Source organism: Streptomyces millisiae, from assembly GCF_031845425.1.
Classification (GTDB): Bacteria; Actinomycetota; Actinomycetes; order Streptomycetales; family Streptomycetaceae; genus Streptomyces; species Streptomyces millisiae.
Genome location: NZ_JAVREM010000006.1, coordinates 41,061 through 66,075, shown reverse-complemented (window position 1 = coordinate 66,075; position 25,015 = coordinate 41,061). Strand labels below are relative to the sequence as shown.

The following is a 25,015-nucleotide window of genomic DNA, read 5'->3' as shown; positions in this document are numbered from 1 at the left end:
CGCTAAGCCGCGACCTACTATGAGTACGGAACAGTTTCGTACAGGAGTAGCGATGCCCACGGAGACCAGCGAGGCGGCACCCACCGGCCGGCGGAGTCGGCTGTCGGAGGCCAGGGAGCGGGAGATCTACCAGGTGGTGGAGGGGCTGCTGCGTGAGCACGGCTACGACGCGCTCACCATGGACGAGGTCGCCACCGCCGCCCGCGCCAGCAAGGCCACCCTCTACCGCCGGTGGAACACCAAGGCCGAGCTGGTGGTGAGCACGCTCAAGCAGCTCAAGCCGCCCAGCGTGACGGAGGTCAGGGCCGACACCCTGGCCGAGACGCTGGTCGAGCAGCTGCGGGCCGCCGGCCGCCGCCTCAGCGAGGAGGCGTCGCTGATGCGGGGGCTCGGCATGGCCATGCACCAGAACCCGGAGCTGCTCGCGGCCTTCCGCGAGATGCTGCTCCTGCCGGAACTGACCGCCACCAGAAAGCTCTTGGACGAGGCCCGGGAACGCGGCGAACTGCCGCCGAACGGGCCGGACGCCGAGCACCTGCTCTACATGGTGCTCGGGGCGCTCCTCGGCCGCCCGCTGTACGAGGACAAGCAGCCGGACACCGACTTCCTCGTGGAGTACGCAAGGACCGTGATCCTGCCCGCACTCGGGCTCAGAGCCTAACCACCACCGACAGCACAGGGCGAGACCGGGCGGCCGTGGGCCGTCGGGGCGGTCTGCCACACCCTTCCACAGCCCATTTATCAGCCTTTTCCGGCACAACGACACCCTCAGGGAAACGCAGCTCATGGCTACCTTTCTCCAACGACTCGGCCAGTTCTCCTTCCAGCGGCGGCGGTTGGTCGCCCTGATCTGGGTCGCGCTGCTGGCCGTCGCCGGCGTCGGCGCGGCCACCGCCTCGTCGTCGGCGTCCACCTCCATCACCATCCCCGGCACCGAGGCGCAGCGGGCGTTCGACCTGCTCGACGAGCGCTTCCCGGGGGCCAGCGCCGACGGCGCCACGGCCCGGGTGGTCTTCCAGGCCCAGGACGGCGACATCACCGACGCCACCGACCGGGCGGCCGTGGAGCGGGTGGTCGGCGAGCTGGCCGCCGGCTCCGACCACGTGACCAGTGTCGTCGACCCCTTCCAGGCGCAGGCCGTCAGCGCGGACGGCTCCATCGCGTACGCCCAGGTCGGCTACGACGTGAAGTCGACCGAGCTGGCCGACGCGGACCGCGACGCCCTGGAAAGCGCGGCCGAGCTCGGCCGCGACGCGGGGCTCACGGTCGAGATCGGCGGCGACGCGCTGACCCAGATACCGCACACCGGCGCCACCGAGGTCATCGGCGTCGCGGTCGCCGCCGTGGTGCTGGTGATCACCTTCGGCTCGCTGGTGGCCGCCGGACTGCCGCTGCTGACCGCGCTCGTCGGCGTCGGCATCAGCGTCGCCCTCATCACCGCGCTGAGCGGTCCCCTGGAGCTGAACAGCACCACCCCGATCCTGGCCATGATGATCGGGCTCGCGGTCGGCATCGACTACGCGCTGTTCATCGTCTCCCGCTACCGCGCCGAACTCGCCGAGGGCCGGGACCGATTGACGGCCGTGGGGCGCGCGGTCGGCACGGCGGGCTCCGCGGTGGTGTTCGCCGGTCTGACGGTGGTCATCGCCCTGGCCGGCCTCGCCGTCGTCAACATCCCGATCCTCACCTCCATGGGCCTGGCCGCCGCCGGCGCCGTCGCCCTGGCCGTGCTCGTCGCGCTCACCCTGATCCCGGCGCTGCTCGGCTTCGCCGGCGACCGGGTGCTGGCCAGGAAGGCGCGCGGCGCCGAGCCGGACCCGGCCGAGCGGAAGGACAACCTGGGGACCCGCTGGGCCAGGTTCGTGCTGCGCCGGCCGGTCACCGTGCTGCTGGTCGGCGTCCTGGGCCTCGGCGCGGTCGCGCTGCCGGCCACCAGCCTGGAGCTCGGCCTGCCGGACGACGGCTCGCAGCCGACGAGCACCACCCAGCGCCGGGCCTACGACCTGATGTCCGAGGGCTTCGGACCCGGCTTCAACGGCCCGCTGGTCGTCACCGTGGACGCCCGGGGCAGCGCCGACCCGCAGGCCGAGGCACAGCGGGTGGTGGACACGGTCGGCGGGCTCGACGACGTCGCGCTCGTCACCCCGGCCACGTTCAACGAGGCGGGCGACACCGCCATGATCAACGTGATCCCGGAGTCCAAGCCGAACAGCGCCGAGACCGAGGAGCTGGTCAACGCGATCCGCGCCGCCAACGGCGACGAGGTGCTGGTCACCGGCCAGACCGCGATGGCCATCGACGTGTCGCAGAAGCTGGACGACGCGCTGCTGCCGTACCTGGCGCTGGTGGTCGGCCTCGCGGTGGTGCTGCTGGTGGCCGTGTTCCGGTCGGTGCTGGTGCCGTTGAAGGCGGCGCTCGGCTTCCTGCTGTCGGTGGTCGCGGCGCTCGGCGCGGTGGTGGCGGTCTTCCAGTGGGGCTGGCTCGGCGGCCTGTTCGGCGTCGAGGAGACCGGCCCGATCATGAGCCTGATGCCGATCTTCATGGTGGGCGTGGTGTTCGGACTCGCGATGGACTACGAGGTCTTCCTGGTGACCCGGATGCGCGAGGCGTACGTGCACGGCGAGACGCCCAACGAGGCCGTGGTGACCGGCTTCCGGCACGGGGCCCGGGTGGTGGCGGCCGCCGCGGTGATCATGATCAGCGTCTTCGCGGGCTTCATCGGCTCGTCGGAGTCGATGGTGAAGATGATCGGCTTCGGCCTGGCCGTGGCGGTGCTGTTCGACGCCTTCGTGGTGCGGATGGCCGTCGTGCCGGCGGTCCTCGCGCTGCTGGGGAAGGCCGCCTGGTGGCTGCCGAAGCCGCTGGAGCGGGTGATCCCCGACGTCGACGTCGAGGGCGCGCGGCTCGACCGGGGGGCGGCGGACGACGGGGGCGTCGCGGACGCAGACGACCGGCTTACGAGCCGGGTCTGACGGCGATGACCATGCCGATGGCGGTCAGCGCCGCGACGGTGGGCGTGCGGCCCGGCCGGCTGGTGGACGTACCCGCGGTGGTGCGGCTGCTCGTGCCGGGCCCCCCGCCCGGGGACGACGACGACCAGGCGCGGCGCGCGCTGCGGCTGGTGCTGGCCCACCATCTGCTGGAGGAAGGGCAGTTGTGGGTGGCCGAGGGCGGGCTCGGCGACACCCGGGTCGCGGCGGCGGCGATCTGGCTGCCGCCGGACGCGGAGCCGGTGAGCCGACGCCTGACGGAGGTGCTGACCAGGGAACTGCGGGACCCGATCGACCTGATCGCCGCCGGCGAGCGTGCCAGGGCGGCGCTGGCCGCGGCGCGGCCCGAGGAGCGGCACTGGACGCTCACCACGGCCGGAGTGTCGGGGCCCGACTGGGACGAGCGGCGGACCACCGGTCTGCTGGCGCCTGGTCTCGCGGCCGCCGACCGGGACGGCGCGGCCGTGCTGGCGGTCGCCGCGTCGGAGCGGGACGCGGAGCGGCTCGGCCGGCTCGGCTTCGTCGGCGCCCGCCGCGTCACGACGGCGCAGGGGCCGGGCGCCTGGCTGGCCAGGCGCCCGGCCCATGGCTGGGGGCCGGCCGGCTAGGCCGCCGCCGTGGCCGTGGCCGTGGCCGTGACGACGGTCATGGACTCGGTGAGGCCGGCGCGGGCCAGGGCCTGGCGCAGGTCCTCGGACGCGCCGGCGATCACCATCTCGGTGCCGGGGGCGAGGTGTTGCTGGGCGAACGCCAGGCAGCGCACGCCCGCCGGGACGAGCGCCTCCAGGTCGTTGGCGTCGACCAGCAGCCGCCGGGGCGCGCTGCCCACGGCCTGGTCGACGAGCGTCCGCAGGGTGCGCACGTCGGCGTCGGTGAGCCGGCCCGCGAGGTGCAGGACGGTGGAGCTGCCGGCCGAGCCGAGCGAGGCGGTGAACGTCATCGGGTTCTCCTCTCAGTTGCGACGGTCCGCCGGCCGGACGGTGGCCCGCACCGCCAGCGGCGAGGCGGAGTCCGGCAGTCGGACGGTGAGTTCGGTCGGGTCGAAGTCGGCGTAGGGCCGTCCGTCGACGGTGACGCCGTCCAGGACGACCGCGCCGGGCGGGAAGACGTCGGGCGAGACGCGCAGCAGCCGGTCCGGGTAGCGCGCGCCGGGTCCCGGCCTGAAGTGCAGGTCGAGCGGTTCACGGTGGACCAGCAGCCGGGTGTAGACCTCGGCGAGGTAGCAGAGTTCGGCCTTGTGGTACATGCTCATGGCGTGGCTGCCCTTGAGCCGCTCGTTGCCCATCAGGTACGGGATGCCCTGGGCCAGCACGGTGAAGAACACGCCGCCCTCGTCGTGGTCGAGGAAGAACGCGTTGTAGAAGGCGGCCGACTCCCTGGCGTGGCGCAGGAAGTCGTCGTCCCCGGTGTGGCCCGCCAGGATGAGGTAGGCCAGGATGGCCTGCTCCTGCTGCCACCAGGACTTGCGGTCGTGCCAGACGAAGGCGTGCCGGCCGCGCTCCGGGATGCGTTCGACCAGGTCGTACCAGCCGCCGCGGCGCCGGTCGAGGCCGACGGACGGCATCGTCTTCCCCAACGACTCGGCCAACGCCCGGTACTCGCGCTTCGGCAGGGTGCCCTGCATCCGCATCAGGTTCCAGGCGATCTTCAGGTTGTGGCCGACGACCGCGCGGTTCTGCTGCCAGCCCCAGGCGTGGTCCGGGGTCCAGTCGGCGTGGAACCGTTCCCTGACGAACGGGCTGCCGTCCGGGGAGCGGTCGGGCAGGTGCGTCACGATCATGTCGAAGGTGTGCTCGAGCATCCTGCGGTACCGCTCGGCGCCCGTGGCCAGGTACAGGTTGAAGAGGTAGGCGGGGGCGTGGTCGCCCACCGAGTTCCAGTTCTTCCTGGACCGGTTGGGGCCGAGCGACTCGTCGTGCGGGCTCAGGGTGACCGGGTCGATGTGGGAGTAGTAGCCGCCGAGCTTCGGGTCGTGGAAGAACCGCTCGAAGAGGCGGACGGTGCCCTCGATGTCGGCGAGGATCGTGGGGTCGCCGGTCACCCGGTACGTCTGCACCAGGCCGACCAGCGCGTAGATCTGCTCGTAGGCCGGGATGGCCCGGTAGTCGTCGCCGAACTCGGAGGCGAACAGCTTGTGTTCGCGGTCGCCGGTGACGTCGATGCCGTGGTACCAGTACACGACGTCGGCGTCCTGGTCGACGAAACGCATGTGGTCGTGGAGGTAGCGGGAGCCGCGCTCGGCCACGGTCAGCGCGCGTTCGTCGCCGGTCAGCAGGAAGGTGCTGGCCATGCCGTAGACCATGCGGGAGATGGTGTCCGTCTCCTGCACCTGCCGGGTCGCCTTCTGGCCGCTGTTGCGCAGGTCGGTGCGGTAGTCGCCGAAGTCGACGTCCCGCTCGCCGAACTGGGCGCGCCGGTAGAACGCGGCGAGCTCCCGCAGCTGGTCGGTCCACCAGCCGGCCCGCTCGTGGGGCCACTGGCCGGCGGCGCCGCCGGCGAACACCAGGTGTCCGGCCTGGAGGTAGGGCCCTTCCTCCTCCTGGTAGACCGGGCCGTAGGCGAAGACCAGGGTGCCCGGGGTCAGTTCGTCGTAGAGCCGGGGCGTGACGTCGGCGTAGGGCTCGCCGAGGTTGCGCAGCCGCTCCCCCGAGGTGGTGGCCGTCAGGTGGACGGTCACCAGCCGGTCGTCGAGGGTGCGCAGGATGACCCGGCCGCCCTCCCGGCGCACCACGTAGCCGCTCGTGGTGTCGGAGTGCGAGGAGTGGAGGGCCTGGCCGGGGCCGGCGCCGGTCACGAGACGGCCCCGGCGACGGCCGGTTCCGGCACCGGGTCGAGCAGGTCGATGACGGAGCGGGCCAGCAGGTGGCACTGGTCGACGGTGCGGCTGGTCACCAGGTCGCCGTCGACCACCACGTCCTGGTTGGTGTACATCGCGCCCATGTTGCGGATGTCGCCCACCAGGTTGTTGTGGCAGGTGACCTCGCGCCCGCGGACCAGCTCGGGGGTGGCGGAGACCAGGGCTAGGCCGTGGCAGGAGAAGCCCTTCACCAGGTTCGGCAGCCGGAAGGCGCGGCACATCAACTCGACGGCCGGCGCGAGCCGTTCGACGTCCTCGCTGTAGCGGAGCCGGTCGGAGACCTGGCCCGAGGGCACGATCAGGGCGGAGAGGCGGGCGAGTTGGGTGTAGTCGAGGGCCTCCAGGTCCTCGGTCACGGTCAGCGGCGCGCGCTGTTCGGCGCCGGTGAAGGTGAGGGAGGGCCGGCCCCACAGGCGGGTCAACAGGGTGACCTCGGCGCCCTCCTCGGCGAAGCGCCGCCGGTAGTACGAGATCTCCTCCTCCACGAAGTCGTTCTCCATCAGGATTCCGACGCGCTTGCCGGCGAGGCGGCCACGGGTGGGCGACGGCTGTGTGGTCATCGTTGGTATCCCCTGGTCAGGAAGTGAGGTTGGTCGGCAGGGTCCGGGGCCGGCCCGGGGGCGGGCCGGCCCCGGGTGGGTCAGGCGCTCAGCAGCGCCGTGCGCGCGGCGGTCGCCGGCGCGGCGGCCGGCTGCCGGACGCTGATGGTGCGGATCCGCGGCCCCTCCGGCTGCCGCACCACCCACCACTCGTGCCGGGTCGGGACGGCGCCGGGGCCCGTGATGGTGGTCGCCGTCACCTCGGCGTGCAGCGGCGACAGGAGCCGCACGTCGACCCCGGTCAGCGCGACGGCGCGGCCGGCGAGCGGCAGCAGGTCGCCGGCCTCGTACCAGCGGCGGAAGCCCTCGACGCCGCGGAAGACGCCCGAGGGGAGGTCGAGGCGCAGCCCGTTGGCCAGGTGCTCCGTCAACTCGCCCAGCGGGCGGCGGTCGGTGAGTGCCCGGTGCCAGCGCCGCACCAGCGCCTCGGCGCGGGCGGCGGTCAGCCGGCGTCGTCTCGCGGGCTCGGTGATGGGGGTGGCGATGCGGGTGGGGGCGGGCAGGGTCACGGACGGTTCCTTTCTCGGTACGGGTTCTCGGTGAGGTGTGCGGCGGGGTCAGTCGACGGCCAGGTCGATCAGGTAGGGGCCCTCGTGGGCCCACATGGCCTCGATGGCGGCCTCCACCTCGTCGGCCTTGGCCACCCGCCGGCCGGGGACGCCGAGCGCCGCGGCGAGGGCGGTGAAGTCGATCTCCGGCCTGGTGAGGTCGAACGCCTCCGGGTAGGCGTGCGGGGCGATGCCCTGCTCCCGCCAGTACTGCTCGATGTTGAGGTCGAGCAGCCGGTAGCGGCCGTTGTTGCAGATCACGAACTTGGCGCCGATGTTCTCCCGGGCCGCCGTCCAGAGCGCCTGGAAGGTGTACATGCTGCCGCCGTCCCCGGTGAAGCCGATGACCGGCAGCTCGGGGCGGGCCAGCTTGGCGCCGATGGCGCCCGGGATGCCGACGCCGAGCGAGCCGCCCCGGGTCTGGAAGAAGTGGCCCGGCCGGCGCGGCGGCAGGTGCCTGGCCAGCGGCCCGCCCGCGGTCAGCGCCTCGTCGAAGACGACGAGGTCGGCGGGGCCACGCTCGGCCAGCACGCGGGCGAACCGCTCCATCGGCGACTCCTCGGCCGCGGGCACCGTCGTGGCCTGGGCCGCGACCGGGCGGCCGGCCGCGCGGGTGCGCGGGCCGAGCGTCTCGGCCAGGCCGGCGAGCGCGACCTTGGGGTCGGCGACGACGCCGAGGTCGACCGGGAAGTTCTTCGCGATCTCGTAGGCGTCCAGGTCGATGTGGACGATCCTGGCGTCGGCGCTGAAGGGGCTGTCCAGGTGCGGGAAGACCTCGGGGAAGACATAGGTGCCGACGATCAGCACCCCGTCGGCGTCGCCGACCACCCGGGCGCTGTCCTTGCCGAACATGTGGCCGAGCTGGCCGCCGTACAGCGGGTGGGTGGTGTCGAAGTTGACCTCCGAGGAGTTCACCCCCCACACCGGCGCGCCGAGCCGCTCGGCGACCGCCGTCAGCTCGGGCTGGGCGTCGCTGGCGGCGACGCCGTCGCCCATCAGGATCAGCGGCCGCCGGGCGGTCGACAGCAGCCGCCCGGCCTCGCGCAGCGCCTCGGCGCTCGGGGCGACCCGGGTGTCGGGGATGCTGGTCGGCACGGCGGGCTCGGTGGTCAACTCGTCGAGCACGTCGGCCGGCAGCACCACGAGCACCGGGCCGCGCGGCGGGGTCATCGCCATCTTCACGGCGCGGCGCAGCACCCGCAGGGTGGAGGCCGGGTCGATGACGCGGGTGGCGTACTTGACGACGGGTTCGGCCATCGCCACCAGGTCGGCGGCCATCTGGGCGTCCATCGCGTCGTAGCGCACCCCGGCCTCGCCGGCCACCACCACCAGCGGCGAGCCGCCGCGCTTGGCCTGGTAGAGCATGCCGATGCCGTTGCCGAGGCCGACGCCGCTGTGCAGCTGGACCAGGGCGGGCCGCCGGGTGGCGCGGGCGTAGCCGTCGGCGATGCCCACGGCGGCACCCTCGTGGAGCGTCGGGACGTAGGTCAGCCGGAAGTTCCTCGACTCGTCGAGGAAGCCCTGCTCGACCGTTCCCGGGTTGCCGAACATGTAGGTGATGCCATCGGCCGCGAACTGCTCGAAGATGGCGGCCTTTCCTGGCCTGGCACGCATGCGGGATCTCCTCTCGGGCGAGCTCGGGTTACCAGCCGTGCCGGCGCAGGCCGTTCTCCAGCACCTCGACCAGCAGTTCGCCGGAGGGGATGGAGTCCGGGGTGGAACGGGCGGTCACGAAGGGGTAGTCGACGATGACGGAGGTCTCCTTGCCGACGTTGCCGTGGAAGGCGCCCTCGGGGCCTGTGGCGTCGCGCAGGATGTACTCCAGCGGGTACGGCGGCGGGCCCATGTTGAAGTCGACGCCGATGAAGCCGGTGCCGTCCTTGTAGTCGTACTCCTTGGGGTGGCCGGTGACGTGCTTGCCCCACAGGATGCTGGCGCGGTCCTCCCAGTCGCGGGCGAAGGCGAGCACGGCGACGCCGTAGCACTCGGCGAGGATCGGCTTGTCGGCCCTGACGAACGCCAACACCAGCTCGTGCAGCCGCTCGTTGTTGGCCAGGTCCACGATGGGGCCGCTGCCGCCGACGATGACCAGCGCGTCGAAGCCGGACACCAGGTCGCCGGTGGCCCGGTCGAGGCGGCTGTGGTACTCCTCCAGCTCCCGCAGGTGGTTGAGCGCGCTGTAGTAGGGCCGCTCGGGGATCAGGGACTGGAGGCTGACCGGGTTGTCGAGCCGGTCGGACTCGTCGAGCTCGGCGGCGCGGCGGGCCATGTCGCGGGTGGTGACCGAGCGGCCGAGCGGCGGGTCGATGTACTCGGGGTCGACGCTCGGCGGCAGCGCGTGCGCCCGCTTGCCGGTCGGCGTCATGAACGTGATCTGGTAGCCCTGCCTGTCGAACGCCTCGACCGGGCCGACGAGTTCCTCGCCCCAGTAACCGAATTCGGACAGGACGACGAGTATCCGCTTGGACATCGTTTGCTCCTCAACTGGACTGAGATCCTGGCGAGGTCCGGAATCGGGACCCCGCCGCACTGAGCACGGTTGAAGTACATCCCGTGGAATACGCGGGCCTCAAGGAATGACGGAACCGCCCCCACCACTCGTCCAAGTTGACGGAGTACAACATTTCGCCGGAGTTTCCCGCGTCGATTCACACGCCTCTTCGCACCATGAGCAAGAAGCCTTGAGAAAGGGGCAGATAATGACTCCACGCCTGGTCATAACCGACCTGGCTCCGGTTGTCGACGGGGGCCGGTATCCCGCGAAGGGGGTGGTCGGGGAGCATATTCCGATAGGCGCCACCATCTGGCGCGAGGGCCACGAGGCACTCGCCGCCGAGGTGGTCTTCGAGCCGCTCGTCGGCACCGCCGGGGCCGGCACGGTCCCGCTGACGCTCGTCGACGCGGGGCTCGACCGCTGGGCGGGGCGGATCGTCCCCAGCCACGAGGGCATGTGGACCTACCGGGTGCGCGCCTGGAGCGACCCCTGGGCGACCTGGCGGCGCGCCGTCGACGCCAAGGTGGCCGCCCGGGTGCCGCTGCCGCTGCTCGCCAACGACCTGGAGACCGGCGCCCGGCTGCTGACGGAGCTGGCCGAGGCCAGCGGCGACCCGCGCCCGGCGCGCGCGGCGCGGCTGTTGCGCGACGCCACGCTGCCGCTCGCCGACCGCCTGGCCCCGGCCACCGCCGAGGACATCGACGCGCTGGCCGCCGCGCACCCGAGGCGGGACCTGCTGACCCAGGGCCCGGCGCACCGGATCTGGGTGGACCGCGAACGGGCCCTGTTCGGCTCCTGGTACGAGATGTTCCCGCGCTCCACGGGCGGCGTCGACGACCGCGGCCGGCCCGTGCACGGCACCTTCGCCACCGCCGCCGCCCAGCTGCCGCGCATCGCGGCGATGGGCTTCGACGTGGTGTACCTGCCGCCCGTCCACCCCATCGGCCACACCAACCGCAAGGGCCCCGACAACGCGCTCACCGCGGGCCCCGACGACGTGGGCTCACCCTGGGCGATCGGCTCGCCCGCCGGCGGGCACGACGCGGTCCACCCGGCGCTCGGCACCGTGGCCGACTTCGAGGCGTTCGTGGCCGCGGCCCGGGATCTCGGCATGGAGGTGGCGCTCGACCTGGCGCTCCAGTGCTCGCCCGACCACCCGTGGACCCGCGAGCACCCGGAGTGGTTCACCCGGCAGCCGGACGGCGGCATCGCCTACGCCGAGAACCCGCCCAAGCGGTACGAGGACATCTACCCGCTGAACTTCGACAACGACCCGGCGGGGCTGCGCGCCGAGATCCTGCGCGTGACCCGGTTCTGGGTGGACCGGGGGGTGCGGATCTTCCGCGTCGACAACCCGCACACCAAGCCGCTCTGGCTGTGGGAGTGGCTCATCAGGGAGGTCAAGCGCACCGACCCCGACGTGCTGTTCCTGGCCGAGGCGTTCACCCGCCCGCCGCTGCTCAAGGGGCTGGCCAAGGCGGGGTTCACCCAGTCCTACACGTACTTCACCTGGCGCACCGCCAAGGACGAGTTGACGGACTACGCGCTCGAACTGGCCGGGGACGCCGACTTCCTGCGCCCCAACCTGTTCGTGAACACCCCGGACATCCTGCACGCCAGCCTCCAGCACGGCGGTCCACCCGCGTTCGCGCTGCGCGCCGCGCTGGCCGCCACGCTCTCGCCGACCTGGGGCGTGTACTCGGGCTACGAGCTGTTCGAGCACCGGGCGCTGCACCAGGGCAGCGAGGAGTACCTGGCCTCGGAGAAGTACGAGTTGCGGCCCCGCGACTACGAGGCCGCGGACGCCTCGGGCAACTCGCTGACGCCGTGGCTCACCGAGCTGAACCGGCTGCGCCGGGCCCACCCGGCGCTGCGGCAGCTGCGGAACATCCGCTTCCTCGAGGTGGACAACGACGCGCTGCTCGCCTACCTGAAGACCGACCCGGCGACCGGCGAGTCCGTGCTGTGCGTGGTCACCCTCAACCCCTCCGGGGTCGAGGAGGGCGTGGTGCGCGACGTGCCGGCGGCCTTCGGCGAGGCGCCCGACGAGCCGCTGCCGCTGCGCGACGAGATCGGCGGGGAAACGGCGCTGTGGAGCCGGGCCACCCGCGTCAAGCTGGACCCCCGCGCGTCGGTGGCCCTCGTCCTGGTGCGGGCCCGCCATGCGTGAGCCGACCACGGCCCGGGCCGTTCCCGAACCGGTGGCCGCCGACTTCGCGCCCGCCAGGCCGGCGCCCGTCGAACCCGGCTGGTACAAGCGGGCCGTCTTCTACGAGGTGCTGGTCCGCGCCTTCGCGGACAGCGACGGCGACGGCGTGGGCGACCTGCAGGGCCTGACCGCCCGCCTCGACCACCTGCGCTGGCTGGGCGTGGACTGCCTGTGGCTGCCGCCGTTCTACGCCTCGCCGCTGCGCGACGGCGGCTACGACATCAGCGACTACCGGGCGGTGCTGCCGGAGTTCGGCACCATCGACGACTTCGTCGAGCTGCTGGACGCGGCACACCAGCGCGGCATCCGGGTGATCGTCGACATGGTCATGAACCACACCTCGGACGCGCACCCGTGGTTCCAGGAGTCCCGGCACGATCCCGACGGCCCGTACGGCGACTTCTACATGTGGGCCGACGACGACTCCGGCTACCCCGACGCGCGGATCATCTTCGTCGACACCGAGAGCTCCAACTGGGCCTACGACCCGGTGCGCGGCCAGTACTACTGGCACCGGTTCTTCTCCCACCAGCCGGACCTCAACTACGAGAACCCCCGGGTGCTCGACGCCATGACGGACGCGCTGCGGTTCTGGCTCGACCTCGGCATCGACGGGTTCCGCCTGGACGCCGTCCCCTACCTGTTCGCGCGGGAGGGCACCGACTGCGAGAACCTGCCCGAGACGCACGACTTCCTGAAGTCGGTGCGCAAGGTGGTCGACGACGAGTACCCGGGCCGGGTGCTGCTCGCCGAGGCCAACCAGTGGCCGCGGGACGCCGTGGCGTACTTCGGGGAGACCGGGCTGACCGGCGACGAGTGCCACATGGCGTTCCACTTCCCGCTGATGCCGCGGCTCTTCATGGCGCTGCGGCAGGAGAAGGCGGCGCCGGTCACCGAGATCCTGGCCAGCACGCCGCACATCCCCGACGACTGCCAGTGGGGCATCTTCCTGCGCAACCACGACGAGTTGAGCCTGGAGATGGTCACCGACGAGGAACGCGCCTACATGTACGCCGAGTACGCGCCGCACCCCCGGATGCGTGCCAACGTGGGCATCCGCCGCCGGCTGGCCCCGCTGCTCGACAACGACCAGGACCGACTCCGGCTGGCCACCGCGCTGTTGCTCTCGCTGCCCGGCTCGCCGATCCTCTACTACGGCGACGAGATCGGCATGGGCGACGACATCTGGCTCGCCGACCGGGACGCGGTGCGCACCCCCATGCAGTGGTCGGCGGAGCGCAACGCCGGCTTCTCCACGGCCGATCCCGACCGGCTGTACCTGCCGGTCGTCAGCACGCCCGAGCACGCCCCGGAGCGGGTGAACGTGGCGGCGCAGCTGGCCGACGCCGACTCGCTGCTGCACTGGACCCGGCGGATGCTGCACCTGCGCCGCGCCCACCCGGCGTTCGGCGAGGGCACGTACCAGCCGCTGGCCGCCTCGGACGAGGCCGTGCTGGCCTTCGTCCGGGACCACGCGCCGCCGGAGGGCCCGCGCGACCGGGTGCTGTGCGTCGTCAACCTGGCCGCCGAGGCCAGGTCGTGCGCGCTGTCCTTCCCGGACGCGGCCGGCGCCCGGCTGCGCGACCTGACCGGCGGCCCCGACCGCACGGTGCCGGACGGGGCGTTCGACCTCGAACTGCCGGGCCTGGGCGTGCGCTGGTTCGCCGTCGAGACGCCGAAGGCGCCGTCATGACCGCGCCGGTCGAGATCCTGGGCACGCCGGCGGTCACCGCGTCGCTGGCCGGCTGGCTGGCCGGGCAGCGGTGGTTCGCGGGTGAGAGCGCCGACGGGCTGGCCGTGCTCGACGCCCGGGAGGTCGCCGTCGGCCAGGACGGACCCGCCGCCCTCGTGCTGGCCGTGGTGCGGGCCGGGGCCGGGGACGAGCGGTACCAGCTGCTGCTCGGCGTCGGCCCGGCGGGCGCGGTGCCCGAGCCGGCGGCCGTCGTCGCCAGGGCGGGCGACACCGTGGTGTACGACGCCCTGGCCGACCCCCGGCTGGTCGGCGGCCTGGTCGCGGGCGTGCTGGCCGGGGCCGAGAGCCCGGGGCTGCGCCTGGTGCCGCAGCCGGCGCCGAACGCCGCCGTGCCGCGGCCGGCCGCCCCGGCGGCCGGCGGGCTGCCGGTGCGACCGCTGGGCGTGGAGCAGAGCAACAGCTCGGTGGTGGTGGGCGACCGGTACCTGCTGAAGGTCTTCCGCCGGCTGGTCCCTGGCCCCAACCGGGACCTCACCGTGCACCGGGGGCTCGCGGCCGCCGGCTGCCCGCACGTGCCGCCGCTGCTCGGCGCCGTCGAGGACGCGGCGACCGGCACCACCTACGCGACCGTGCAGACGTACCTGCCGCGGGCCGTGGACGGTTGGACGCTGGCGCTGGCCGCCGCCGGGAGCTTCCTCGGCGAGCCGGCGCCGCCCGGTCGGCAGGCGCAGGCCGACCTGCGGGTGGCGGCCCGCACCCTGGGCCGGGCGGTCGCGGTGGTGCACCGCGACCTCGCGGCCACCGGGGGGCGGGTCGCGCTGCGCCGGGTCGACTACCAGCGCGTCGCCCAGCGGCTGGCGCGCCGCCTCGACCTGGCGCTCGCGCTGGCGCCCCGGCTGACGGCGTACGCGCCGCGGCTGCGGGCGGAGTTGGGCTCGGTCGCCACCCTGGACGGCTCGCCACGGCGGACGGCCCAGCGGGTCCACGGCGACCTGCACCTGGGGCAGACCCTGCACACCGCCACCGGCTGGCTGCTGGTGGACTTCGAGGGCGAGCCGCTGGCCGAGCCGGCCGAACGGGACCGCCCGGACTCCCCGTTGCGGGACCTGGCCGGCATGCTGCGCTCCTTCGACTACGCCGCCCACCACCCGCTCACCGGCGCGCACGAGGGCCGGGCGGCGGACGACCGGCGCTGGGTGCGGGCCGCGCGCTGGGCGAGCCTGCACCAGCAGGCGTTCCTCGACGGCTACCTGGCCGAGGCCGGGCCGCAGGACGCCGGCGACCGGCGGCTGTTGCACGCCTACCTGCTGGACAAGGCGGTCTACGAGGTGGCGTACGAGACCCGGCACCGGCCCGGCTGGGCGTGGCTGCCGGAGCGGGCGCTGGAACGCCTGCTCGGCGGCGGCGCGGCCGAGCGGGGCGCCGCCTGATCCCGGCGCGTACGAAGGCCCCGTTCTCCCCACGGCCGGGTGGGGAGAACGGGGCCTCGCGCTGCCGGGCGGCGCGCCGGAACCCGTGGTCAGGAGGTCCGGTCGCGCCGCGGCAGTCCCAGGAGGGCGATCCCCAGGCCCACGACGGCCAGCGCGGAGGCGCCGAGGAAGGCGTTCCGGAAGGCGGCCAACGGCGTGGCGTCCGCGTCGCCGGTGGTGGCGGCGATCACGCCGGCGAGCACCGCGGTGCCGAGGCCGGCGCCGACGGCGTACGCGGAGGAGCTGAGGCCCGCCGCGACGCCCTGCCGCTCGTCGGCGACCGCGCTGACCCCGCCGATGTTGGCGGCCGACAGCACGGTGCCGCAGGCGAAGCCGTGCGCCAGCAGGCAGGGCAGCACCAGCGTGAGGTAGCGGTCGTCCTCGCCCAGCACGGCGAACAGCCCGACGGCGACGGCCTGGACGACGAGGCCGAGCGCGCACACGAAGCGGATGCCGTAGGCGTCGACCAGCCGGCTGGTGACGAACCGGGCGACCAGGAAGACGGTCACGCCGAGCGGCAGGATCGCCATCGCGATACGGGCCGGGCCGTAGTCGAGCACCTCCTGGAGGTACAGCACGACGGCGAACTGCCAGCCGAGCGCCGCCGCGGCGTGCGTGAGGGCGACGAGGTAGGAGGCGCTGCGGGTGCGCGAGGAGAAGATGTCGAGCGCGAGCATGGGGGCGTGGTGGCGGCGCTCGATGGCCACGAACAGCCAGAGCAGCAGCGGCGAGAGGGCGAGCGGGAGCAGGGTGCTCGGCGCCGACCAGCCCGCGTCCGGGGCCCGCACCACGGCCGTCACGAACAGCAGCAGGGCGGCCGTCACCACCAGCGCCCCGCCGGGGTCGTAGGAGCGGCGCCCGGCGCCGGCCGGCGCGGGCTCGTCCGGTTCGACGGCGAGCGGCACCAGCGCCAGCACCAGCAGGCCCACCACGCCGGGCACGAAGAAGACCAGGCGCCAGTCGACGTCGGTGAGCAGCCCGGAGGCCACCAGGCCCGTGCACCAGCCGAGGCCGCCGGTGGCGCCGTAGATCGACAGGGCGCGGTTGCGCTCCCGGCCCTCGGCGAACCGCGTGGTGATGATGGAGAACGCGGCCGGCGCGGTGAAGGCGGCGGCGACGCCCTTGACGAACCGGGAGGCGATCAGCGGCCCCGGCTCGGTCATCATGCCGCCCAGCAGGCTGGCGCCGACGAAGACCGCGAGGCCGACGAGCAGCACCCGGCGCCGGCCGAGGATGTCGGCGGCGCGACCGCCGACCAGCAGGAAACCGCCGTAGGCGAGGGTGTAGCCGGACACCAGCCACTGTAAGGAGGCGGTTCCCATCGACAGGTCGTCGCGAATGCTGGGCAGGGCGACGCCCACGGTGGAGTTGTCCAGCGCGTCGAGGAAGAACACCGCGCAGGTGACCAGGAGTACCAGGCCCTTGCGGCGGGCCGGCGCGGCGTCCGCCGGCCGCGCCACGGGGGCCGCCGTGTCATTGGTTGAAGTCATCGGATTCTTTTCCCCTTCTCGCGGAATTCCGTGGCGGCCACGGAATTCCGGGCACACGGTAAAGACGCGCGGGAGGCACGGACGTGCCTCCCGCGCGAGAACGGGCCGCCGAGAACGGCGATTCCGACACCGTCGGAACGGTTTTCAGTATGCCGTCGGGCGCATGCCCTTCCGGAAAGAGCGACGGCTTCCCCGAGCGACTTCGTGCAGTTAACGCGGTGGCTCGTCGGCCAGCTCGCGCACGACGCGGCCGAATTCGCGGATCGTGTCGGTCTCCGCGTCCCGTGGCCAGGCGAGCGCCACCCGCATGGACTCGACGCCGGCCAGCGGCACCCAGGCCAGGTCGGGGCGCGCGTAGTACTGGGCCATGCCGGCCGGCGCGAAGCAGATGGCCTCGCCGGCGGCCACCTGTTCGAGCATCTCCTCGACGTTGCGGTTGGTCGGCCCCCAGCGCGGCGTCGACCCGTCCGGCCTCGGGACCACGGCCCACCACTCCACCCAGGCCCGCGGCGCGTGTTCGGTCCAGGTCAGCGGCTCGTCCCCGACGTCGTCCAGCGTCACCCACGCCCGGCCCGCCAGCGGATGGGCGGCCGGGAAGCCGACCACCCTGGGCTCGACGTGCACCACCTCGGCCACCAGCCCGGTCAGGTCGGCGGGCAGCCAGACGAAGGCCACGTCGGCGCGGCCGTCGCGCAGCCCGGCGACCTCCTCGCCCCAGTCGAACCGCCGCGGCTCCACCCGGATCCCGGGGTGCCGGCGGGCGAACTCGGCGCGGGCGCGGGCGATCAGCTCGCCGGCGCCGCTCGCCTCGAAGCCGACCCGCAGCGGCCCGGCGCCGCCCCGCCGGTAGGAGTCGGCCACCTCGGTGACCCGCTCGGCCTCGCGTATCGCGCGCCGCGCCGCGACCACGATGTCGGCGCCCGCGCTGGTGGCGCTGACCCCGCCCGGGTGCCGGTCGAAGAGCCGCACGCCGAGCTTGGACTCCAGGGACTTCAGCGCGTACGACAGCGTCGGCTGGCTCACGTAGAGGCGCCTCGCGGCCCGCCCCAGGTTCCCCTCCTCGGCGATCGCGACGAGGTAGCGCAGCTCCCGAAGCTCCATGCTGCGATCATAGACGCGCTCTATCGATCGAGTGATCGTCTCGTTTGGACGGTCGGGCCCGTCGGATGCGACAACTGGGAAGCACAGAAGCCCACTCGGAGGTGTGACCCACGTGAGTTCCCCTGACTCCGCCCCGCCCCGGACCGCCGTCGGCCGCGTCTGGCTGATCACCGGGACGTCCAGCGGCTTCGGCCGCGCGATCGCGGAGGCGGCGCTCGCCGCCGGCGACACGGTGGTCGCCACGGCGCGCCGGCCCGAGACCCTCGACGACCTGGTGGCCGCCCACCCGGACCGGGCGACGGCCGTCCAGTTGGACGTCACCGACGGCGCCCGGATCGCCGCCGTGGTGGCCGAGGTGCTGCTCTGGTACGGGCGCGTGGACGTGCTGGTGAACAACGCGGGACACGGGCAGGTCGGCGCGGTCGAGGAGACCACGGACCGCGAGCTGCGTGACCTGATGGACCTGCACTTCCACGGCCCGGCCGCGCTGACCCGCGCGGTGCTGCCCGGCATGCGCAAGCAGAAGTCGGGGGCCATCGTGCAGATCAGCAGCTTCGGCGGCCAGGTCGCCTACCCCGGGTTCTCCGCCTACTGCGCCACCAAGTTCGCGCTGGAGGGCCTGTCCGAGGCGCTGGCGGCCGAGGTCGCGCCGCACGGCATCAAGGTGATGATCGTCGAACCCGGCGCCTTCCGCACCAAGTTCTCCGGCGGCGGCCTGCACCAGTCGGCGGAGCTGCCCGCCTACGCCGAGACCGTCGGCCAGACCCGTCAGTTCATCACCGGCATCGACGGCACCCAGCCCGGCGACCCCGCCAGGGCGGCCACCGCCATCCTCGCCGCCCTCGACAGCGACAAGACGCCGCTGCGGCTGCCGCTCGGCGACGACGCCTACGACGGGCTGCTCGCCCATCTTGACGCGGTCCGCGAGGAGTTGACCGCCTGGGAGTCCGTCGCCCGGGACGTCAACTTCCCCGAGGCCTGAGCGCTTCGCTGGAAGAGCCGCGACACGCCGTCGGTCACCGCGGCGCCGTCGTGGCCGGTCGCACCCACGCCGCAGGGCCTCCTCCGGGCTCCGTCCGGACGGCCCCGCGCCCCTTCGGGGTACCGCCGCCCCACAGCGGAACGGCCTCCGTGCGCCGCCACCGCTCGGTGGTGGCGCACGGAGGCCGGAATTCGGCCGGCGTCGGCGCCGATGGTGCCGCCGGCGTCAGTCCCGCTTCAGGGCGCGCAGGATCTGCGAGGGGTCGGTGTACGACTTCCAGCGCACGATCCGGCCGTTCCGCACGGTGAGCGCCTGGATGAACTCGATCTCGAAGACGCGCCCGGTCTCCCGCACCGTGGAGCGCTCGTAGATCACGCCCATGGCCCTCTCGCCGTCCACCACGAGGTCGACGAGCTCCTCGTGGTTCACCTCGACGACGCCGCCGAAGGTCTTGAAGGTCTCCAGGACCTGGTCCCGGCCGCGGTAGGTGCCGATCCAGGCCATGGCGTCGTTGTAGCCCGGCACGATGTCGTAGTTGATCCACTCGACGTCGTCGGCCAGACAGCCGAGCGCGATGTCGAGGTCGCCCTCCGTCAGGGCCTTGAACCAGGTCGTCGCGACCTCTCGCGTCGTGGGGGTCATTGTTGGGTCCTTCCTCTCCTTCTCTTCCCTGTCCCGCTCTCCGACGTCCGCGCCGCCGCCTAGCGCGGCCGCGGGCCGATGACCCAGTCCTGCCGGACCGTCATCGTGTGCAGGTAGCGCTCGTTGACGAAGTTCTTGTAGTCGTCCTCGATCGCGGCCTGTTGGGCCGTGGCGCGCGCCGCGCGCAGGCTCGCCAGGTCGTCGAACCAGACGTGGTAGGCCGCGTCGAACGGCGGCTCGCTGATCGCGTACCAGGAGTCCCGCGTGAACGACTGGTAGTAGCGCGTGACCCCGGGCAGCCGGGTGACCAGCGGGGCGTGCGTCTCCCGGCTGTGCCGCCGGAACTCGTCGACGCTGACGCCCTCCGCCCGCTTGGCGAGGATCACGACCTTGACGCCGGGCTGCACCTGGTTCTCCGGCACCCCCGGCACCACGATCTCGGTGTCGGTGTCGAGGACCACGGACCGCCAGAACGCGGCCCAGCGGGGCTCGTCGAGCCGGGCGCCCTCCAGGAACTCCGGGGTCTGGAGCGAGGCGAGCTGCTCCTCCTCGTTCTCCAGCCAGATCTCGGCTATGCCGCTCCACAGCGGCTCGCCGTCGCCGGGCTGCGGGAGGCGGGCGTCGATGGCGTACCGCCTGATCTGGGGGATGCGGCTGGCGTACCGGACGGCGTGCACCTCGAGCCAGTACCGCTGGAACTCCTCCTCGGTCATGCCGGGCTTGGGTGCGGCGAAGATGAGCTGGTGGATCATCGGTTGACCTCCTCGGGGGTCGGCTCGGGCTCAGACCTTGTAGCGGGCGATGACGTCCTCGGCGAAGCCGGTGTAGTCCCGCAGCGGCCAGACCTCCTCGAAGTCCAGGTACTCGCGCATGGGGAGCCGCCCCAGCGCGTTCCGGTCGAGCTCCTCGGCGCTCGGGGCGTCGACGATGGCGATGACGCGCTTCTGGGCGGCCACCTTCCACAGGCCGATGCAGTAGCCGGAGTCGAGGGTCTCCTGGGCGTGCCTGGCCTCCTCCTCCTCGATCTCCCACAGCTCGTCGAGGGTGATCCGGCCCTCGTGGTTCCACTTCATCTGGACGTAGAACAGCATGGGCGTGCCTTCCTGGTGAGTGACGGTGTTCCGGGCGGTTCCCCGGGGGTGGTCGGAGGTGGGTCAGCGCGCGGTGGCGGCGGCGAGCTCGGTGACCATCGGGTGGTCGGCGCCGAAGGTCCCCTCGGCGATCTCCAGCGCGGTCCTGCCGTCGTAGCCGAGCAGGTCGGTGCGGGCGCCGGCGGCCAGCAGCACCCGGGCGCACTCCTCGAAGCCGTGCCACATCGCGTCGTGCAGCGGCGTGTAGCCGTTGGTCGCGCCCTGGTAGTCGAGGTCGACGCCGGGGGCCTCGACGAGGAGGGCGGTGATGTCCGCGTGCCCGTTGTAGACGGCCTTGTGCAGCGGGACCGCGCCGAAGGTCGGCTCGGTGGCGTTGACGTCGGCGCCGGCGGCCAGCAGCATCCGCACGATCTCGGTGTGGCCGTCGCGGGCGGCCACGAGCAGCGGGGTGTGCTTGTCGTTGAAGCCGTTGACGACGGGGAAGCGCTCGTCGACCTCGGCGCCGGCGGCCAGTCGCGCCCTGACGCCCTCGACGTCCCCGGCGGTCACGGCGGCCATCAGCCGCTGGCCCTCGATCCGCCGTTCGTCGGCCGCGGTCCTGGCCTGGAGCAGCCGGTCGCCGGCCTCGAGCCGGTCCTTGCCGTGCACGTTGACGTTGAGCGCGTAGTCGACGTGCTGCCGCAGCGAGAACCCGTAGTGGGTGGGCATGTTGAGCCCGGCCTCGCGGTCCAGCAGATAGGCCACGATGTCGGGCCACTTGTACCACATGGCGTCGATGACCGGCGTGTGTCCGGTGGTGGTGGCGACCGCGTCCACGAAGGCGCCGGCCTCGACGAGCACCCGGACGGTGTCCAGGTCGCCGCGCTGGACCGCCTTGTGCAGGGCGGTGCCGCCGGCCCGGTCGTCCGTGGAGTGGACGTCGCCGCCGGCCGCGACGAGCGAGCGGACCACGTCGGCGTTCCCCCGTCCCGCGGCGACCTGGAGGATCGTCAGGCCGGCCGCCGGCAGCCGGTGGTTCGGGTCGGCGCCGTACGCCAACAACCGGTCCACCTCGTCCACGTGCCCCTCGGCGACGGCGGCCAGCAGCCGGTCGTCCAGGTCGGACCGGAACACGGCGACCTCGTCGGCGCTGTCGGAGAGCACCCGCCAGGCGCTGACCAGCCCGTCGTCGCCCACGGTCAACAACGATGAGTGGGCGAAGCCCGCCTTGGCCCCGGTGGTCCGGTGGGTGATCCGGCGGAGCGTGACCACGACCGCGCGGTCGCCCTCGGCCAGCACCTGGACCCCGCTGTCGCCGGTGTCGACGACCGCGGCCCGCCGCCGGAAGGCGTCGGCGACCGCCTCCCTGCCGCGCCACACGCCGACGTCGGGAAGGACGGCGTTCTCCTCGGTCGCGGCGAACTCGTAGATGACATCGGGGGACAGCGAGTCGATCACCGCGGCCACATTTCCGCCGGCCACCTCGGTGAATAGGCGGGTCACCACGGCACGGGTGCGCTCCGTCTCGGACATGGGTTCTCCATAAGCTGCTCGGACAGCGAATTCCATGGGTTGAGCGGGCCTGCCGCCCCCGCTACCGGGCGCCGTTCAGGCCGACGCCACGAGTAAACTCCGCTCCCACTGACCGAGGACAGTGATCCCGTGAATTCCAGTGATTTCTGTGCAACTTCACGGAGTATCGTTCGGATATCGATCCGGCGCGCCGGGCCCGGCGTTCGCATATGCACCGGCCCGGAACGAGGATCGCCGGCCGACGTCGGGGCGCTCCAGGCCCGGGGGAAAGCCTGGAGTCCCGTACGTCGGCCGGCGACTCGTACGAGTAATCCTGCAAGCTTCATCATTCGACGGGAAGAGCCCGCCCGATACTGGTACTCCTGGTACTGGCACGGCAGATGACAGTCAGGGCTTAGATCATTTACCCCCACCTGAGGGAGACTCCAGGCATGACCATCCAAGGACAACTGGCGGACTTTCTCCGTTCCCGACGCGACCGTACCCGGCCGGAGGACCACGGCCTGCCCGCGGGGCGGCGCAGGTCACCGTGTCTGCGCCGGGCGGAGGTCGCCCAGCTCGCGGGCATCAGCGTCGACTACTACATCCGCCTGGAGCAGGGCAAGGCCGGCCGCCCCTCGCCCACCGTGCTCGACGCCCTGGCCCGGGTGATGCGGCTGAACCCGGACGAACGGGAACACCTCTACCTGCTGGCCCGTGCCGAGAGCCCCCGGCGCACGGTGACCGTGGAGCGGGTGCGGCCCGGCGTCCACCAGTTACTCGAGGCCCTCACCCCGACGCCGGCCTATGTGATGGGCCGGCGGATGGACGTCCTGGCCTGGAACAGCATGGGATCCGCCGTGATGGGCGTGGACTTCGACAGCCTCCGCCTACCGCAGCGCAACCTGCTCTGGCACGTGTTCTGCATGCCCGAGGCCCGCTCCCTGTACGTCGACTGGGAGACCGTGGCCCGGCAGGGCATCGCCCACCTCAGGGCCTCGGCCGGGCGCTACCCTGACGACCCGGGCATCACCGCGCTGGTCGGCGAACTCTCGGTCAAGAGCGAGGAGTTCCGCACCTGGTGGGCCAGGCACGACGTGCTGGACCGGGGCAGCGGGCGCAAGGAGCTCGACCATCCGCTGGTGGGTCGCCTGCAGCTCGACTACGAGTCCCTGCGCCTCTCCGACGGCCCCGACCAGCACCTCGTCGTCTACACGGCGCCCCCGGGCAGCCCCTCCCACCAAGCGCTCGACGAGCTCGCCAGGATCACCCTGAAAACCGAGGACACCGCCGCCAGGACCGCCACGCCGTGGGCGAAGCTCCGCCCGTTCCACAAGGTCGGCGCCCGGAGACCCCGCGGTTCCGCCTGAACCATTAAGCGGAGGCCGGCAATCCGATCGTCCAAAACCACCCGCCAAGCAATTGCAGGGGCCGCCATTACCACCCGCTTCACCAACCTTTGGCAACTACGTTAGGTCAAGTTTGCCGAGCCGCTGAGCGTGGTGAAGCATGAAACCGACCACGACCGAGCGAGTACGGGGTGTGACGCCATGCTTACAAATGATGTCGTTCCGAGAATCGCCCGAGATCCCATCTCCTCATATGCCAGCGAAGTGTTTCACGCTATCCCGCGCGTCGATCAGAGACGTTGGGCAGAGGTCTATCTACGGGGTCTGCTGTCGGTACCGGGCAAGAAATCAGTTCGAAAGATCGCCGAGAGCATTCTTGCGACGCCTGCCCATCAATCTCTTCAACAATTCATCAACCAGAGCCCGTGGCGCTGGAGCCCGGTCAGGGCGGTGCTCGCGCGCTACGTCCAGTCCGTGTCCCCGGCCCGAGCGTGGGTCCTGAGCCGGGTCGTCATACCGAAGCGCGGCGACCGCTCCGTGGGGGTGGGGCGCCAGTTCCTCCCCGAGGCCGGCCGGCTGGTGAACTGTCAGATCGGCCTCGCGGCCTCCTTCGTCACGGACGACGCCAGCGTCCCGGTCAACTGGCGCATCCTGCTGCCCAAGGCCTGGGAGGGCAGCGAGATCCGCGAGTCCGCCGGCATCCCCGACCACGTGGAGACCCGGCCGCAGTGGCTCGAAGCGGCGGACATGGTGCGGGAGATGGCGCACCGGTGGGCGCTCTCCCCGGCACCGGTCGTGGCCGACACCCGGCATCTCGGCAGCGCGGACGGGCTGATCGCCGAGCTGGCGACCCACGACGGCCTCCCGTTCGTCCTGGAGGTCGACCACGCGCTCGCCGAGGCCGCCGGCGCCGACCGGCTCCCCAGGCCACGGCAGCAGGCCAACCTCCCGCTCCGGCCGCTCGAGTCGGTCCTCACCGCCGGCCGGGGGCTGACCGCCCTGGCCGGCCACCGGCGCCACACCGTGCCTCCGGCGACCCCGGCCGCGCGGCACACCTTCGTCCGCTCCTCGCTCGCGAAGATCCCCATGCCGGGTGGCGCGCCACCCCGCATCGCCCGGCTGCTGACCGAGATGTCCCCCGACGGCGAACCCGCCCGCTTCTGGGTCACCAACCTGATGAGCCACCGCGTGGACGACGTGATGGCGCTGGCCCGGCTCGAGGGCCGGGCCAGGGACGGCATCCAGAAGCTCGACCGGCACTTCGGCCTGCGGGACTTCGAGGGGCGCTCGTTCCGCGGCTGGCACCATCACATGACGATGGTCTCCGCCGCGTCCGTCTTCGCGCACGTGGGCTGGGACGCCCTGGCGGCCTGCGTCTGCTGACGCCTCACGGGGAGCGCCGCGGCGGGACCGCGCGGCGCTCCCGACAGGTCAGCGGGTGGTGGTGGCGGTCAGGGACTCGACGGACATGCCGGGCAGCGGATCGCCGTAGACGGAGCCGACCAGGGCGGTCAGCGTGTCGCCGCGCTCGGTCTGGCGCAGCAGCTCGCTGACGGCGCCGAGCAGCCGCCGCACCTCCTCCGCCGGCGGGCCGCCGCGCAGCGACCGCGCGGCGAGCTCCGAGGCCGCCACGGCGACCTCGGTGGCGAGGCGGCGGGCGTCGTCCGCCGCCTCGGCCGCGTGCACTTCGAGCAACTGCCTGGGCTCCAGCAGTCGTTGGGTGAACTCGCCGCTCGCCGTCGGCGGCGACTCGGCGTTCGGCAGCGGCGGCTTCGCGCGGCGCGAGCCGGCGGACGGCCCGTACCGCGCGATCCGCGCGGTACGGGCGACTCGTGAGGTGGGGTTCGGGGGGACGGTGGCACGGCTGACGGACCAGACGGTCACGCAGACCATCACCACCGAGACGACGACCGCTAACACCAGCGACTGCCAGAGCATCGGGTTCATCTCGTGCTGCCTCCTGGGCACTCGGGAACGTGACTCCCCCGTCACCTCTGGTCTGTCCGCGCC

General features: G+C 72.7%; 22 protein-coding genes. 9 read left to right on the top strand and 13 right to left on the bottom strand.

The features are described 5' to 3' along the window. The first annotated feature begins 52 nt into the window (after positions 1-52). The 3 genes from RNC47_RS08725 to RNC47_RS08715 all read left to right on the top strand — a co-directional run bounded on the left by RNC47_RS08725 (position 53) and on the right by RNC47_RS08715 (position 3,598). Positions 53-661 carry a TetR/AcrR family transcriptional regulator gene (locus tag RNC47_RS08725; protein WP_311597083.1) on the top strand — a complete coding sequence of 203 codons (609 nt, stop codon included), beginning with the start codon at positions 53-55 and terminating at the stop codon, positions 659-661. Positions 662-785: 124 nt separating this feature from the next. Next, positions 786-2,972, top strand: a complete 2,187-nt coding sequence (locus tag RNC47_RS08720) for an MMPL family transporter (protein ID WP_311597081.1) — start codon at positions 786-788, stop codon at positions 2,970-2,972. A 5-nt stretch (positions 2,973-2,977) separates the two neighbouring features. Then, positions 2,978-3,598 (top strand): hypothetical protein, encoded by a 621-nt coding sequence (locus RNC47_RS08715; protein WP_311597079.1) that lies wholly within the window; start codon positions 2,978-2,980, stop codon positions 3,596-3,598. Here the strand turns inward: RNC47_RS08715 and RNC47_RS08710 are convergent. The 6 genes from RNC47_RS08710 to RNC47_RS08685 all read right to left on the bottom strand — a co-directional run bounded on the left by RNC47_RS08710 (position 3,595) and on the right by RNC47_RS08685 (position 9,464). Further along, entirely contained in the window at positions 3,595-3,930 is a 336-nt protein-coding gene (locus tag RNC47_RS08710) for an STAS domain-containing protein (RefSeq protein ID WP_311597077.1), read from the bottom strand. The two genes, RNC47_RS08715 and RNC47_RS08710, sit on opposite strands and share 4 nt — an antisense overlap. A gap of 12 nt (positions 3,931-3,942) precedes the next feature. Beyond that, the gene (locus tag RNC47_RS08705; RefSeq protein ID WP_311597075.1) at positions 3,943-5,784 is read right to left on the bottom strand and encodes an AGE family epimerase/isomerase; all 1,842 of its coding nucleotides are present in this window, start codon (positions 5,782-5,784) and stop codon (positions 3,943-3,945) included. Then, complete coding sequence (locus RNC47_RS08700) at positions 5,781-6,407, bottom strand: DJ-1/PfpI family protein (RefSeq protein ID WP_311597073.1); 627 nt, start codon at positions 6,405-6,407, stop codon at positions 5,781-5,783. The genes RNC47_RS08705 and RNC47_RS08700 overlap by 4 nt, the downstream gene beginning before the upstream one ends. An 80-nt stretch (positions 6,408-6,487) precedes the next feature. Further along, positions 6,488-6,955: a hypothetical protein gene (locus RNC47_RS08695; RefSeq protein WP_311597072.1), complete on the bottom strand. Its 468-nt coding sequence runs from the start codon at positions 6,953-6,955 to the stop codon at positions 6,488-6,490. Between the two features lie 48 nt (positions 6,956-7,003). Continuing rightward, positions 7,004-8,608, bottom strand: a complete 1,605-nt coding sequence (locus RNC47_RS08690; protein WP_311597070.1) for a thiamine pyrophosphate-binding protein — start codon at positions 8,606-8,608, stop codon at positions 7,004-7,006. Positions 8,609-8,636: 28 nt separating this feature from the next. Continuing rightward, positions 8,637-9,464, bottom strand: a complete 828-nt coding sequence (locus RNC47_RS08685) for a type 1 glutamine amidotransferase domain-containing protein (RefSeq protein ID WP_311597069.1) — start codon at positions 9,462-9,464, stop codon at positions 8,637-8,639. A 229-nt stretch (positions 9,465-9,693) separates the two neighbouring features. Between RNC47_RS08685 and RNC47_RS08680 the strand changes: the two genes are divergently transcribed. Genes RNC47_RS08680 through RNC47_RS08670 form a run of 3 tightly spaced genes read left to right on the top strand, consistent with a single transcriptional unit; the run spans position 9,694 to position 14,820 of the window. Beyond that, positions 9,694-11,658 carry an alpha-1,4-glucan--maltose-1-phosphate maltosyltransferase gene (locus RNC47_RS08680; protein WP_311597067.1) on the top strand — a complete coding sequence of 655 codons (1,965 nt, stop codon included), beginning with the start codon at positions 9,694-9,696 and terminating at the stop codon, positions 11,656-11,658. Beyond that, positions 11,651-13,390, top strand: a complete 1,740-nt coding sequence (gene treS / locus RNC47_RS08675; RefSeq protein ID WP_311597065.1) for a maltose alpha-D-glucosyltransferase — start codon at positions 11,651-11,653, stop codon at positions 13,388-13,390. The genes RNC47_RS08680 and treS overlap by 8 nt, the downstream gene beginning before the upstream one ends. After that, positions 13,387-14,820, top strand: coding sequence for a maltokinase N-terminal cap-like domain-containing protein (locus RNC47_RS08670; RefSeq protein WP_311597063.1), 1,434 nt, complete (start codon positions 13,387-13,389; stop codon positions 14,818-14,820). Before treS ends, RNC47_RS08670 begins: the two co-directional genes overlap by 4 nt. An 89-nt stretch (positions 14,821-14,909) precedes the next feature. Here RNC47_RS08670 and RNC47_RS08665 read toward each other — a convergent pair whose 3' ends face one another. Continuing rightward, entirely contained in the window at positions 14,910-16,349 is a 1,440-nt protein-coding gene (locus tag RNC47_RS08665) for an MFS transporter (protein ID WP_311597061.1), read from the bottom strand. A gap of 210 nt (positions 16,350-16,559) precedes the next feature. Next, positions 16,560-17,450 carry a LysR family transcriptional regulator gene (locus RNC47_RS08660; RefSeq protein WP_311597059.1) on the bottom strand — a complete coding sequence of 297 codons (891 nt, stop codon included), beginning with the start codon at positions 17,448-17,450 and terminating at the stop codon, positions 16,560-16,562. 112 nt (positions 17,451-17,562) lie between these two features. On the opposite strand from RNC47_RS08660, the gene RNC47_RS08655 reads away from it, so the two are divergent. After that, entirely contained in the window at positions 17,563-18,432 is an 870-nt protein-coding gene (locus tag RNC47_RS08655; RefSeq protein WP_311597056.1) for an oxidoreductase, read from the top strand. 225 nt (positions 18,433-18,657) lie between these two features. Here RNC47_RS08655 and RNC47_RS08650 read toward each other — a convergent pair whose 3' ends face one another. The 4 genes from RNC47_RS08650 to RNC47_RS08635 form a co-directional block, all read right to left on the bottom strand. After that, positions 18,658-19,074, bottom strand: coding sequence for a nuclear transport factor 2 family protein (locus RNC47_RS08650; RefSeq protein WP_311597055.1), 417 nt, complete (start codon positions 19,072-19,074; stop codon positions 18,658-18,660). Positions 19,075-19,133: 59 nt separating this feature from the next. Beyond that, positions 19,134-19,826, bottom strand: a complete 693-nt coding sequence (locus tag RNC47_RS08645) for an EthD domain-containing protein (RefSeq protein ID WP_311597054.1) — start codon at positions 19,824-19,826, stop codon at positions 19,134-19,136. Positions 19,827-19,856: 30 nt separating this feature from the next. Beyond that, a complete protein-coding gene (locus RNC47_RS08640; RefSeq protein ID WP_132819402.1) occupies positions 19,857-20,165 on the bottom strand; it encodes a muconolactone Delta-isomerase family protein in 309 nt (102 codons plus the stop codon). A 63-nt stretch (positions 20,166-20,228) separates the two neighbouring features. Beyond that, positions 20,229-21,677 (bottom strand): ankyrin repeat domain-containing protein, encoded by a 1,449-nt coding sequence (locus RNC47_RS08635; protein WP_311597053.1) that lies wholly within the window; start codon positions 21,675-21,677, stop codon positions 20,229-20,231. 431 nt (positions 21,678-22,108) lie between these two features. Between RNC47_RS08635 and RNC47_RS08630 the strand changes: the two genes are divergently transcribed. Together RNC47_RS08630 and RNC47_RS08625 are read left to right on the top strand one after the other, a co-directional pair. After that, the gene (locus RNC47_RS08630) at positions 22,109-23,026 is read left to right on the top strand and encodes a helix-turn-helix transcriptional regulator (protein WP_311597052.1); all 918 of its coding nucleotides are present in this window, start codon (positions 22,109-22,111) and stop codon (positions 23,024-23,026) included. Between the two features lie 180 nt (positions 23,027-23,206). Further along, on the top strand, positions 23,207-24,388 hold the full coding sequence (locus RNC47_RS08625) for an IS701 family transposase (RefSeq protein WP_311597050.1): 1,182 nt from the start codon (positions 23,207-23,209) through the stop codon (positions 24,386-24,388). Between the two features lie 48 nt (positions 24,389-24,436). On the opposite strand, the gene RNC47_RS08620 is transcribed toward RNC47_RS08625, so the two are convergent. Beyond that, positions 24,437-24,952, bottom strand: a complete 516-nt coding sequence (locus tag RNC47_RS08620; protein ID WP_311597048.1) for a hypothetical protein — start codon at positions 24,950-24,952, stop codon at positions 24,437-24,439. Positions 24,953-25,015 lie beyond the last annotated feature (63 nt).